The organism is Citrobacter freundii complex sp. 2024EL-00216 (assembly GCF_043945515.1).
Classification (GTDB): Bacteria; Pseudomonadota; Gammaproteobacteria; order Enterobacterales; family Enterobacteriaceae; genus Citrobacter; species Citrobacter portucalensis.
The window spans coordinates 114678-128064 of record NZ_JBIMRA010000007.1 but is presented as its reverse complement, the minus strand read 5'-3'; the positions used below and the strand labels follow the sequence as shown (position 1 = coordinate 128064).

The window sequence follows — 13387 nt, the reverse complement described above, 5'->3', positions numbered from 1 at the left end:
ATTTTATTTAGACGTTGAACAGGAAGTTCATGATATCGCCATCTTTGACGATATAGTCCTTACCTTCGGCACGCATTTTCCCAGCTTCTTTCGCACCTTGCTCACCTTTATAGGTGATGAAATCTTCAAACGCGATGGTTTGTGCGCGGATAAAGCCTTTCTCGAAGTCGGTATGGATTTTACCGGCTGCCTGCGGAGCCGTGGCACCGACAGGAATGGTCCATGCACGGACTTCTTTCACGCCAGCAGTGAAGTAGGTCTGCAGGTTCAGCAATTCGTAGCCAGCACGGATAACGCGGTTCAGGCCCGGCTCTTCCAGACCCATTTCAGCCATGAATTCTTCACGGTCAGCATCATCGAGTTCTGCGATGTCAGCTTCAACGGCTGCGCAAACGGCAACCACAACAGAACCTTCGGCAGCCGCGATTTCGCGCACTTTATCGAGGTACGGGTTATTTTCAAAACCGTCTTCGTTGACGTTGGCGATGTACATTGTTGGCTTCAGCGTCAGGAAGCTCAGGTATTTGATGGCCGCTTTGTCTTCGTCAGTCAGCGTTTTCAGCGCGCGCAGCATGCCAGCGTTTTCCAGCTGTGGCAGGCATTTTTCCAGCGCAGCCAGTTCTGCTTTAGCGTCTTTGTCGCCGCCTTTGGCCTTCTTCTGCACGCGATGGATAGCGCGCTCACAGGTGTCGAGGTCGGACAACGCCAACTCGGTATTGATAACTTCAATGTCGTCAGCCGGATCCACTTTGTTATTAACGTGGATGATGTTGTCGTTTTCAAAGCAACGCACCACGTGGCCGATAGCTTCGGTTTCACGGATGTTGGTCAGGAACTGGTTACCCAGGCCTTCACCTTTGGACGCCCCTTTTACCAGACCGGCAATGTCGACGAATTCCATCGTTGTTGGCAGGATACGCTGCGGTTTGACGATTTCGGCCAGCTGATCCAGACGCGGATCGGGCATCGGGACAACACCGGTGTTCGGCTCGATAGTACAGAACGGGAAGTTTGCCGCTTCAATACCCGCTTTTGTGAGCGCGTTGAACAGGGTGGATTTGCCTACGTTTGGCAAACCGACGATACCGCATTTGAATCCCATGTTTAAATCACCTTAATCTTTTGATATTCAACCTGTTATGGAAAACAGATTGTAGAAATGTAAATAACTTTGCCTATTATACACAGCACGCGAGAAAAATGCCGCACATCGCTGCTTATTGCGCTTTAAAGGTGTGTAACCGGCTCGTCGCTTTGGTCAGGCCGTCTTTGAACAAAATCTCGGTACAACGTGCCGCTTCGTCAATTGCTTCATCAATTAACTTCTGTTCTGAAACAGGCGGTTTGCCTAAAACAAATCCGACAACTTTGTTTTTATCGCCCGGATGGCCAATTCCAACGCGTAAACGATGAAAGTTGGGGTTATTACCTAACTTACTAATGATGTCTTTCAGGCCATTATGTCCGCCATGACCGCCGCCAAGCTTAAATTTGGCCACGCCAGGGGGCAGGTCTAACTCATCGTGTGCGACCAAAATTTCATCGGGGTTAATACGATAAAAACTGGCCATCGCACCGACAGCCTTGCCGCTCAGATTCATAAATGTGGTTGGCACCAGCAGACGGACGTCTTCACCTTCAAGCGTAACTCTGGAGGTGTAGCCGAAGAATTTCGGCTCATCGCGCAGGGGAGCGCGTAATCTTTCTGCCAGCAGATCGACATACCATGCGCCTGCATTGTGTCGCGTTGCCGCATACTCTGCGCCGGGGTTCGCCAGGCCGACAATCAATTTAATCGCCACGTGTTTTGTCCTGAGTGTTTCGATAAACGACGTGTAGTTTACTGTCTGACGCTGCTGTTGACAAAAAACTGCGTGCTTATCGCCAAAAGCTGAATAATTGCACAAATGGACTATTAGAAAATGAGTGTGTTCAGTGGCTTATTTGTAAAGTTTTGTTGCATGAGTGTTTGTAATTGTGATCGCTCCCGCACTTGCGAACGGCAGTGTTGTCTATACTTTACACATAAGGATTAGGGGTATTCCCTGTAACAACCCAAAGTTCCGGAGGTGACACATGAAACGCAAAAACGCTTCGTTACTCGGTAACGTGCTCATGGCTTTAGGGTTGGTGGTGATGGTGGGTGGTGTTGGTTACTCTATTTTAAACCAACTGCCGCAATTTAATCTGCCACAGTTTTTCGCACATGGTGCCGTGCTCAGTATTTTTGTTGGTGGTGTCCTCTGGTTGGCGGGTGCCAGAGTGGGGGGGCACGAACAAATCAGCGATCGTTACTGGTGGGTGCGCCACTATGACAAACGCTGCCGTCGCGGTGATACCAATCATCGGCATTACTAAATAGCTCTCCCAACTCGGAGTGCAGTTGTTTGAACACAAAGTCCTGGTTTAAAAACCAGGGCTCTGCTTGTTCGTCAGTACTGGATTAAACGACTTCTACCCTTGATGGCATACTACAAAGAAGCGTTATTCGAATAATCGATAATGTAACGCTTTGATCGCGCTGTCTGCATTGTCAGCCGGCAACAGGATACTCAGGTTGTCGTTTGACGCCCCATGGCAAATCATTCGTACCGTATGTTCTTCAAGCCAGGCAAAAACGTCTTTGCAAACTCCCGCAGCCTGTGTGAGTTGATTCCCCACCAAAGTGACCAGCGCCAGCCCGGTTTCCACTTCCACACGACAGTGGGAGGACAAGGCGGTAAACAATGCGGTGGTCAACACATGGTCTTCACCTGAGGTTGCATGAGTGGCGTCCAGCGCAAGCGCAATACTATTCTCTGAGGTTGTAACCAAATCCACCGTGACCGCATGGCGAGCTAAAATGGCGAAGGACTGCGCCAGGAAAGAACAGGAAGGTTGCTTCTCCAGACTGTGTAACCGCAACAGCGTCTGTTTACGACGCACGGCGAGCGCGCGATAGCGAGGTGGATTATCGGTGGTGTTGTGCACCAGCGTACCTCCGGCGGCAGTATCCTTACTTGAGCCAACAAAGACCGGAATGCTTTTACGCATTGCCGGGAGCAGTGTCGCCGGGTGGAGGACCTTCGCACCGTAGGCGGCCATATCGCTGGCCTCGGAAAATGAGATATGGTCGATTCGTTTGGCCCGCGGCGCAATGCGTGGGTCGGTGGTGTAGATCCCTGCAACGTCGGTCCAGATGTCAACGCGTGTGGCGTGAAGCGCCTCACCGAGAAGCGTAGCCGTGTAATCACTACCGCCGCGTCCAAGCGTTGTGGTGTGTCCTGCGGCATCACGCCCGATAAATCCCTGAGTCACCATAATCGCTTGCTCAAGACGAGGGCGCAGGTGAGTCTCCGCCTGGTGGTGCAGTGTGCCAAGCTCGGGTTCGGCGCAGCCGAAGTTCGAGTTAGTACGCATCACGCTGCGGGCGTCAAACCACCCGGCCTCGGCATGCCGTTCACGTAAGACTTCAGTAAACAGTAGCGAGGACATCAGCTCGCCATGGCTGACTAACTCATCGCTTAACGCATCAGACGGCGAAACCATCGCCGTTTGTGCAAGTCGACGTATATTGTTTAGAAGATTATCAATTTCCGTGCTGATAACGGACGGCTGCTTCAGGCGGGAAATAATGTTGTATTGGATGGCGCGTAAAGTCTCAATCTTATCTAATTGTTGATGTGTTTCCAGACCTTCAGAAAGCTCAACCAGTAAGTTTGTCACGCCTGCTGAAGCAGACAAAACGACTAAACGGACATCTTGATCAGCAAGGACAATGCTGGCGCTGCGGTTCATCGCATCAAAATCAGCGACGCTGGTGCCGCCAAATTTGGCAACGACGGATGGTGGATAAATGCGAGTCATAACAATCTCATATCAGGGCGCCATAAAAGTATGGCTAGAAAATTTTCATTCTCGGCATAAGGGAACGAAGTTCGCCTTACGAAATGTCCGCCCGCGAACATTTCTGCTGACAACCCAGGGAATACCTGTTGTCGATAACGCGTGTCGCCTGTACGCGTTATCGGGTGCTGCGCATTAATTTTATCTACATAGCCTGCAAATAAGCGCGCCATACTAAGTGATTTATATTTAGGGATCGACTTTTTTATTCGATTTATCGACAAATAAGTGAAAAATCATGGCATCACAAGATATCGCGAGCATCATTAATGGTAAAAACGTGTAAAAAAATAATAAAAACACGAAAATTCCATGGTTTTTATTAGATTGTCTGCGTTGCAATTAGCTACAACATTGTTAATTAAATAGATATATTTCTTTAGGATTTAGTAATGGTAAATAGTTATTACGCTTTGAATTTAAAGGGGAAAGTTGTTATTTTCAATGCCGAAAAATAAATGATTGAGTCCTAAGCTAAAACAACATATATTAGCCGCGCTTTTTTACAGGTAATCCTTATAACCATTTATTCAATCAGGCGTTAATCTACACCTGGTTGTAGGAGTGATATGATGACGGATAAAGTCCGTATTGATACTTTAAGTGCTAATTCATTACCACAGAGCAATGATACCTTTTTAGCAAGACAGGCTGAGTTTGAATCTAATGTCCGCAGCTATCCACGTAAACTGCCATTAGCGATCGCTAAAGCGCAGGGCGTCTGGATTACTGATGTAGAAAATAATCAATATCTTGATTGCCTGGCAGGTGCCGGAACCCTGGCGCTTGGTCATAACCATCCTGAAGTGCTGCAGAGCATTCAAAGTGTCATCACAAGCGGCTTACCGTTACATACGCTTGACCTTACCACGCCGTTAAAAGATGAATTCTCATCTTATTTACTTTCTTTATTACCGGGTCAGGGCAAAGAATATTGCCTGCAGTTCACCGGTCCGTCCGGCGCAGATGCTGTTGAAGCGGCGCTGAAGCTGGCGAAGAAAGTCACCGGCCGTTCCAGCATCATCAGTTTCTCCGGTGGCTACCACGGGATGACCCACGGCGCGCTGTCCGTGACCGGCAACCTGTCGCCGAAAGAAGCGGTCAGCAACATGATGGCGGAAGTGCAGTTTATGCCGTATCCGCATCAATACCGTTGTCCGCTGGGTATCGGCGGCGACGCTGGCGTTAAAGCATTAACCTACTACTTCGAAAACCTGATCAACGACGTTGAAAGCGGCGTGCGTAAACCGGCTGCCGTGATCCTTGAAGCGGTGCAGGGTGAAGGTGGCGTGAATCCGGCTCCGGTCGAGTGGCTGCAACGCATTCGTAAAGTGACGCAGGAACACGGCATTCTGCTGATCATCGATGAAGTTCAGGCGGGCTTTGCACGTACCGGTAAACTGTTCGCCTTCGAACACGCCGGTATTGAGCCAGATATCATCGTGATGTCCAAAGCGGTTGGCGGCGGTCTGCCACTGGCGGTGCTGGGCATTAAAAAGCAGTTCGATGCGTGGGCTCCGGGCCACCACACTGGTACTTTCCGCGGCAACCAGTTGGCGATGGCGACCGGTCTGACAACGCTGAAGATCCTCAAAGACGACAAGATTGCCGATAAAGTTGCTGCCCAAGGCGAGTGGCTGAAAGGCAAACTGGCTGACCTGCAGAAACGCTACCCGGTTATCGGCCAGGTGCGCGGTCTGGGTCTGATGATCGGCCTGGAAATCGTGAAGCCGAACGAAGCGCAGGATCACATGGGCTGCTACCCGGCCGATGGCGAGCTGTCCGCGTTGCTGCAGAAAAAATGCTTCGAAAATGGGCTGATTCTGGAGCGTGGTGGCCGCAATGGTTGCGTGCTGCGCCTGTTGCCGTCACTGCTGATCACCAACGCTGAGCTGGAAATCTTCCTCGATAAATTCGAAAACGCCCTGCTGGGCGCTGGCGTGAAGCCGGTTTAAACGGAGTTGGATCGAATGTCAGACGTAAACCCGATTCTGTCCGGCTCGGCGCAAAGCATTGCAGCTTATCAGGACGCTATCGAGCAGAGTACGCAAGCGGTCGTTGAATGGTTAAAGCAGCCTGAGATGTATCAGGGTAAAACCGTTGAGCAACTGCGTGAACGTATCAACCTGAATTTTACGTCTCAGGGCCTGGGCAACCAGGCCGCTATTGAGCGTGCGGTTGAATACTTTCTCAAAGACAGCTTGTTGGTTCACCATGCGCAGTGCGTGGCGCATCTGCACTGCCCGAGCCTGGTGATTAGCCAGGCGGCGGAAGTGCTGATCAACGCCACCAACCAGAGTATGGACTCCTGGGACCAGAGCCCGTCGGCCACCATCATTGAGATCAAGCTGATCGAGTGGTTGCGTGAGCAGGTTGGATACCCGACAGGCGATGCGGGCGTATTCACCAGCGGCGGTACGCAGAGTAACCTGATGGGCCTGATGCTGGCGCGTGATGCTTTTTTCGCTCGCCAGGGGCACTCCATTCAGCAGGATGGTCTGACCGGTGATCTGAGTAAAATCAAAGTGTTCTGCTCTGAAAGCGCGCACTTCTCCGTGCAGAAGAACATGGCGCTGATGGGGCTGGGCTACCGTTCCGTCACCCAGGTGAAGACCGATGCGTTTTCACGCATGGATCTGGCTGATCTGAAAGACAAGCTGGCCCAGGCGAAAGCCAACGGTGAGCAGGTGATGGCAATCGTCGCCACTGCCGGTACTACCGATGCGGGCGCAATCGATCCGTTAGCGGATATTGCAGCGCTGGCTGCAGAACATCAGATTTGGATGCACGTGGATGCGGCATGGGGCGGGGCGTTACTTCTTTCTGATAAGTACCGTGACTTCCTGAACGGCCTTGAACTGGCAGATTCCGTGACGCTGGATTTCCACAAGCAGTTCTTCCAGACTATCAGCTGCGGTGCGTTCCTGTTAAAAGATGCGCGCCACTACGAGCTGATGCGTTACCAGGCGGCGTACCTGAACTCTGATTTCGATGAAGAGGCTGGCGTACCAAACCTGGTATCGAAGTCGCTGCAGACCACGCGTCGTTTCGATGCGCTGAAGCTGTGGATGGGCCTCGAAGCGCTGGGCAAAAAGCAGTATGCCGAGATCATTGATAACGGTGTGACGCTGGCGCGTGATGTTGCTGAGTTTGTCAAAACCCAGCCACATCTTGAACTGGTGATGGAGCCGCAGCTGGCAAGTGTGCTGTTCCGCTTCCGCCCGCAAAGTGACGACATGGCGTTTGTCGCGCTGCTGAACCAGCGTATTGGTGACGTTCTGCTGGCTTCTGGTAGCGCCAACGTCGGCGTGACCGAAGCAGATGGTGTCACCTGCCTGAAGCTAACGCTGCTCAATCCGACGGTATGTCTGGAGGATGTTAAAGTCCTGCTGGCAAGCGTGAAGGCAACGGCTGAGCAACTGTTGAACGCGTAAGCAATAAGCTTGTTATAAAAATGGCTCCCAGGTAAGGGAGCCATTTTTTTGTCTGTCATTTGCAATCCGGCGGCGTTTAGCCTGGCCGGGCTACACGTTAGCGGATATCTGCTAGCGCAGCATCTTTATTCGGGAAGAACGTCAGGCGCCCGGCAATAGGCTGAATACCCGCGCGCGCCATGGTACGTAGCGGCTGGAATTCCAGATTACTGATGCGTAATTCACAACCTTCCGGCAGACGTTTTACAAAGCGCTGGAAAGCGTCCAGACCACCGGCATCCAGTACCGGGACCGCGTCCCACTTCAAGACTACGATGCGTTTACCTTCAATACGCGACTCAAGATCGGTAAATAATCCTTCCGCCGCGGCAAAGAACAGCGGACCAATAACGCGCAGCACCAGCACATCGTCCGGTACGTCTACGTTGACCGGCGCCAGGCGAGTCATGCGCGCAATACGACGCATAAACAGCAGAGAGGCGAGAACGATACCGACGCTGATGGCAATAACCATGTCGAACAGTACCGTCAGCGACATACACATCAGCATGACAATGATGTCGTCTTTCGGTGCATGGCGCAGCAAATCCACGACTTTATGCGCTTCACTCATGTTCCATGCCACCATCAGTAGCAGGGCGGCCATGGCGGAAAGCGGTAACCAGGAAAGCAGCGGTGCAAGTACCAGCAGGGCAAGGATCACCAGAATCGCGTGGATAACCGCAGAGATTGGCGAGGTCGCCCCGGCGCGGACGTTTGCCGCAGAGCGGGCAATTGCCGCTGTGGCGGTGATACCGCCAAAGAACGGTGCCACGATGTTACCCAGCCCCTGGCCAATCAACTCGCTGTTAGCTTTATGCTTGGTGCCGGTCATCCCATCGAGTACGACGGCGCACAGCAGAGATTCAATTGCCCCCAGCATCGCCATCGAGAAGGCTGCCGGTAACAGCGCCTGTAACGAGCTCCAGCTCAGGGTAAAGTTTGACTCCGGCATATTCCACGGCAGGACCAGCTGCGGCAGCAACTGCGGGATACCATTACCCTGTGAGCCGTCAGCCAGAATGTAGTGGAACTGAGAACCAATGGTGGCGACATGGCCGCCGGTCAGGTTCACGATACCCATTACCGCGCAGCCTGCCAGCAGTGCGGGAAGGTGACCTGGCAGTCGGATCCCCAGGCGCGGCCAGAAAATCAGGATCCCCAGCGTCACTACGCCAATGGCGGCATCGCCAACGTTGATGGTCGGCAAGGCCATAAATAGCGCGCCGACCTTCTGCAGATAGTGCTCCGGGACATGGGCCATCTGCAGGCCAAGAAAATCTTTAATCTGCATGGTACCGATGGTGATACCAATACCCGATGTAAAACCTAACGTTACCGACACGGGGATATATTCAATCAGGCGGCCAAAACGAGCGAGGCCGAAAAGGATCAGGAATATCCCGGACATGAGCGTGGCAACCAGCAGGCCTGCCAGCCCAAACTGTTGCGACACCGGATACAGAATCACCACGAAGGCGGCGGTTGGGCCAGATACGCTAAAGCGCGATCCCCCGGTAAGGGCGATAACAATCCCAGCGACGGCTGAAGTATACAGGCCGTACTGCGGCGCAACGCCACTGCCTATTGCCAGGGCCATTGCCAGCGGAATGGCGATGATCCCAACGGTTATCCCGGCGATCAGGTCACGGGTAAAGCGAGAAGCGGTATATTTTTCTTTCCAACAAGCGTCGATGAGGGCGCGGAAAGGCATCACATGTGAGGAAAATAATCTGTTCACAATAATGTTTCATCCATGAGCGCATCATCTGTCAACTAAATGGCAGGTGAAGGAGGCATAAGTCATACAAATAAGTATTGCAGATAAAAAAACCCGCCGCAGCGGGTTTTTGAGCCGGGCTCGATTAATGCTCGAACATAGCAGAGATGGATTCTTCGTTGCTGATACGACGAATCGCTTCGGCCAGCATACCCGACAGGGTCAATGTACGCACGTTTGGCAGCGCTTTGATTTCGTCAGTCAGTGGGATAGTGTCACAGACAACGACTTCATCAATCACTGAGTTGCGCAGGTTGTTTGCCGCATTACCTGAGAAGATCGGGTGAGTGGCGTAAGCAAATACGCGTTTAGCACCACGTTCTTTCAGTGCTTCTGCTGCTTTGCACAGCGTACCGCCGGTATCGATCATGTCATCAACCAGAACACAGTCACGACCTGCAACGTCACCAATAATGTGCATCACCTGAGAAACGTTCGCACGAGGGCGACGTTTGTCGATGATAGCCATGTCGGTATCGTTCAGCAGTTTAGCGATAGCGCGGGCACGCACGACGCCACCGATATCCGGAGAAACCACAATCGGGTTGTCCAGGTTCAGCTGCAGCATGTCTTCTAACAGGATCGGGCTACCGAATACGTTATCAACCGGTACGTCAAAGAAGCCCTGGATCTGTTCAGCATGCAGGTCAACGGTGAGGACGCGGTCAACGCCAACGCTGGACAGGAAATCAGCGACGACTTTAGCGGTAATCGGTACACGAGCGGAACGTACGCGACGATCCTGACGTGCATAGCCGAAGTAAGGAATAACGGCGGTGATACGGCCTGCGGAAGCACGGCGCAGCGCATCAACCATAACGACCAATTCCATCAGGTTGTCGTTAGTAGGGGCACAAGTGGACTGGATGATGAAAATATCACCACCGCGTACATTTTCATTAATTTGTACGCTGACTTCGCCGTCGCTAAAGCGACCTACAGCGGCGTCGCCGAGTGAAGTGTACAGGCGGTTGGCAATACGTTGTGCTAGTTCCGGGGTGGCGTTACCAGCAAAAAGCTTCATATCAGGCACGAGAAGAACCTCAGGCATGCGTCCATTGGTGGAAAGAATCTGCCGAAAACTGTGCGGGCCAGGCAGTATCCTCTCCATGCGGTGTATTAAAGAGCGCGATGCAACGTCTGGAACAGGGTGACGTTGTCACCGCAACTCAGCTTGCCCGGCTTACTCGTTGTCCTTCGCGTTTCATTTGCGCTGGCATCAATTCCTCACACCAGTTACATACTGAAGTTGTATGCACCTGGCGATTCGTCATTTCGCCATCTTCCTGAAATCCGAAGGATTTAGAGTAACGCTCTGTGCAATGGGGAGAGGTTGACGCCTTTCGCCACAAAGCCTTTGAGCCATTCCGGGGCTTGCTCAAGCACCTGGCGAGCACGAGACTCAGTGTCAAATTCAGCAAAGACACAAGCCCCTGTACCAGTCAGGCGCGACGGCGCGTATTCTAACAGCCAGGAAAGCGCCGCATCAACCTCGCGAAAACGTTTTCTTGCGATAACCTCGCAATCATTGCCGAATTCACATTTTAGTAACGTTTTTATTGACCTTTTTGGCGTGTTGCGCGGGAGGTCGGGATCGTTAAAAATCACCGGTGTCGGAATACTGACTCCCGGATGAGCAACCAGATACCACTTTTCCTCAGGCTCGACCGGCGTCAGAATTTCGCCAACGCCTTCGGCAAAGGCCGCATGGCCGCGCACGAATACGGGAACATCCGCCCCCAGCGTTAAGCCGAGTGCCGCCAGTTCATCAACCGAAAGTCCGCACTGCCAGAGATGATTCAGCGCCACCAGAACGGTTGCCGCATTAGACGAACCTCCGCCAAGACCGCCGCCCATCGGCAGGCGTTTGTCGATACTGATGTCCGCACCGCTCCCTTTGGGAAGGCGATTGCTTTCAGATGCCGCTTTCATCAGCAAACGTGCCGCACGGACGATCAGATTGTCTTCATGCGCAACGCCTTCCACTGGGGTTAACAGGTGAATTTCGCCGTCGCTACGCGGTGCAATATCTATCGTGTCGCCATAATCAAGAAACTGAAATAAGGTCTGCAGCGTGTGGTAACCGTCCGCACGCTGTCCGGTGATGTATAAAAACAAATTCAGTTTTGCCGGAGAGGGCCAATGGGTCATCATTTCACAATCCAGTTATCCATTTTCAGCTTAATACGCTGGGAGCCGTCGGACAGCTCCATGTTTGCTGGCATCGCTGGCTGGGTTTTGCTGTCGTAGGCGCTATAGACCACTTTCCAGTTTTTACCGTCTTTGCTGTAGTTCACTTCACTCAGACGATATTGGTCGTCGAGCTTATAATCGGTGGCGTCACCTGGCAGGCCAAGGATCCACTGGCGCAGGCTGTTTAATGGGATAGGCATGCCGGTCAGTTTGCCGATCATCTCTTCAGCGTCGTCGGCGGTGTAATGTTTGCCTTTGTTATCGACCAGTTCGACGTTGCCAGGCTGCGCATTAAGTTCCAGTTCAGTGCTGCCCAGTGGGTTGGTCAGCAGGAGACGATAGCGGTCCTGACCGGTTTGCTGCCAGAAAAATCGGGCATACACTTTCTGTTGATCGGAAATATAGGCAAACGCACCACGCGTCTGATACTGGTTCAGGGCGCGAACTTCCTGTTGGTGCTGGCGCCACTGCGGAGAATCGGGGCTTTTACCGGGACCTTTAGGCGCGTTGAGCGTACAGGCAGTAAGAACCAGGGCCGCCAGCGGCAGCAGGCGAATCAGGCGAAAATCAGGCAGGGTCATAATGATGACAAATCCTTGAGATACGTTGCAGTTATAACTCTTAATGCTAGCGCCGCCATCAGACATCGTCTACGTTCAAGTTATCTTAAATCGCTTAAATTTGTGCACTAAGCTATTACTCCAAAAGGGGTCAGTCTCTTTTATTGACCGCACGCATCCTGTATGATGCACCCAGTCTAACCTTATCAACGCTGGTACTATTCCCGCACACATGACCCTTTTAGCGCTTGGTATTAACCATAAAACGGCACCTGTATCGCTGCGAGAACGCGTAACGTTTTCGCCGGATACGCTCGATCAGGCGCTGGACAGCCTGCTCGCGCAGCCAATGGTGCAGGGCGGGGTAGTGCTGTCGACGTGTAACCGCACGGAGCTGTATCTCAGCGTTGAAGAGCAGGATAACCTGCAAGAAACGCTGGTTCGCTGGCTGTGTGAATACCATAACCTCAATGAAGAAGATCTGCGCAACAGCTTGTACTGGCACCAGGACAACGACGCGGTCAGTCATTTGATGCGTGTTGCCAGCGGTCTGGATTCACTGGTGCTCGGTGAACCGCAAATTCTGGGGCAGGTGAAAAAAGCGTTTGCGGATTCGCAAAAAGGTCACCTGAACGCCAGTGCGCTGGAACGCATGTTCCAGAAATCATTCTCTGTCGCAAAACGTGTACGTACAGAAACTGACATCGGCGCCAGCGCCGTGTCGGTGGCGTTTGCCGCCTGTACCCTGGCGCGGCAGATATTTGAATCGCTCTCCACGGTAACCGTGCTGTTAGTCGGTGCGGGCGAAACCATTGAGCTGGTTGCGCGACATCTGCGCGAGCACAAAGTGAAGAAGATGATCATCGCCAACCGCACTCGCGAGCGTGCGCAGGTGCTGGCGGATGAAGTCGGCGCCGAGGTGATTTCACTGAGTGATATAGACGCGCGTTTACAGGATGCCGATATCATTATCAGTTCTACCGCCAGTCCGCTGCCGATTATCGGCAAAGGAATGGTGGAACGTGCGCTTAAAAACCGCCGCAATCAGCCTATGTTGCTGGTGGATATCGCCGTACCGCGCGATGTCGAGCCGGAAGTGGGTAAATTGTCTAACGCCTATCTGTACAGCGTTGATGACCTGCAAAGCATCATTTCGCATAACCTGGCCCAGCGCAAAGCGGCGGCGGTGGAAGCCGAAACGATAGTGGAGCAGGAAGCCAGCGAGTTTATGGCCTGGCTACGCGCCCAGGGCGCAAGCGACACTATCCGCGAGTATCGCAGTCAGTCAGAACAGATCCGTGATGAACTGACCGCCAAAGCGTTGGCCGCTCTTCAACAGGGCGGTGATGCGCAAGCCATTATGCAGGATCTGGCCTGGAAACTAACCAATCGCCTGATTCATGCACCAACCAAATCACTTCAACAGGCCGCCCGTGACGGGGATAGTGAACGCCTGAATATTCTGCGCGACAGCCTCGGGCTGGAGTAGCAGCACA

General features: G+C 52.6%; 11 protein-coding genes. 4 read left to right on the top strand and 7 right to left on the bottom strand.

What is annotated here, in order from left to right; genetic code table 11:
- Positions 1-7: 7 nt before the first annotated feature.
- On the bottom strand, positions 8-1102 hold the full coding sequence (ychF, locus tag ACHHZ7_RS11375; RefSeq protein WP_003020818.1) for a redox-regulated ATPase YchF: 1095 nt from the start codon (positions 1100-1102) through the stop codon (positions 8-10).
- Between the two features lie 115 nt (positions 1103-1217).
- Positions 1218-1802, bottom strand: coding sequence for an aminoacyl-tRNA hydrolase (pth, locus tag ACHHZ7_RS11370; protein ID WP_003020814.1), 585 nt, complete (start codon positions 1800-1802; stop codon positions 1218-1220).
- A 274-nt stretch (positions 1803-2076) separates the two neighbouring features.
- On the opposite strand from pth, the gene ychH reads away from it, so the two are divergent.
- The gene (gene ychH / locus ACHHZ7_RS11365) at positions 2077-2358 is read left to right on the top strand and encodes a stress-induced protein YchH (protein WP_060682109.1); all 282 of its coding nucleotides are present in this window, start codon (positions 2077-2079) and stop codon (positions 2356-2358) included.
- 126 nt (positions 2359-2484) lie between these two features.
- On the opposite strand, the gene lysC is transcribed toward ychH, so the two are convergent.
- Positions 2485-3846, bottom strand: coding sequence for a lysine-sensitive aspartokinase 3 (lysC, locus tag ACHHZ7_RS11360; protein ID WP_060682110.1), 1362 nt, complete (start codon positions 3844-3846; stop codon positions 2485-2487).
- 608 nt (positions 3847-4454) lie between these two features.
- On the opposite strand from lysC, the gene ACHHZ7_RS11355 reads away from it, so the two are divergent.
- Both ACHHZ7_RS11355 and ACHHZ7_RS11350 read left to right on the top strand, forming a co-directional pair.
- A complete protein-coding gene (locus tag ACHHZ7_RS11355; protein WP_008784983.1) occupies positions 4455-5840 on the top strand; it encodes a diaminobutyrate--2-oxoglutarate transaminase in 1386 nt (461 codons plus the stop codon).
- Positions 5841-5855: 15 nt separating this feature from the next.
- Positions 5856-7319, top strand: a complete 1464-nt coding sequence (locus tag ACHHZ7_RS11350; protein ID WP_060682111.1) for an aspartate aminotransferase family protein — start codon at positions 5856-5858, stop codon at positions 7317-7319.
- 97 nt (positions 7320-7416) lie between these two features.
- Here the strand turns inward: ACHHZ7_RS11350 and dauA are convergent, their stop codons facing one another.
- The 4 genes from dauA to lolB form a co-directional block, all read right to left on the bottom strand.
- Positions 7417-9099, bottom strand: coding sequence for a C4-dicarboxylic acid transporter DauA (dauA, locus tag ACHHZ7_RS11345; protein WP_008784981.1), 1683 nt, complete (start codon positions 9097-9099; stop codon positions 7417-7419).
- Between the two features lie 124 nt (positions 9100-9223).
- On the bottom strand, positions 9224-10171 hold the full coding sequence (prs, locus tag ACHHZ7_RS11340; protein WP_001518537.1) for a ribose-phosphate diphosphokinase: 948 nt from the start codon (positions 10169-10171) through the stop codon (positions 9224-9226).
- Positions 10172-10440: 269 nt separating this feature from the next.
- The gene (gene ispE / locus ACHHZ7_RS11335) at positions 10441-11292 is read right to left on the bottom strand and encodes a 4-(cytidine 5'-diphospho)-2-C-methyl-D-erythritol kinase (protein WP_032943712.1); all 852 of its coding nucleotides are present in this window, start codon (positions 11290-11292) and stop codon (positions 10441-10443) included.
- Positions 11289-11912 carry a lipoprotein insertase outer membrane protein LolB gene (gene lolB / locus ACHHZ7_RS11330; protein ID WP_003833422.1) on the bottom strand — a complete coding sequence of 208 codons (624 nt, stop codon included), beginning with the start codon at positions 11910-11912 and terminating at the stop codon, positions 11289-11291. The genes ispE and lolB overlap by 4 nt, the downstream gene beginning before the upstream one ends.
- Before the next feature lie 211 nt (positions 11913-12123).
- Here lolB and hemA point away from each other — a divergent pair, with 211 nt between their 5' ends.
- Positions 12124-13380 carry a glutamyl-tRNA reductase gene (hemA, locus tag ACHHZ7_RS11325; protein ID WP_060682113.1) on the top strand — a complete coding sequence of 419 codons (1257 nt, stop codon included), beginning with the start codon at positions 12124-12126 and terminating at the stop codon, positions 13378-13380.
- Positions 13381-13387: the final 7 nt, after the last annotated feature.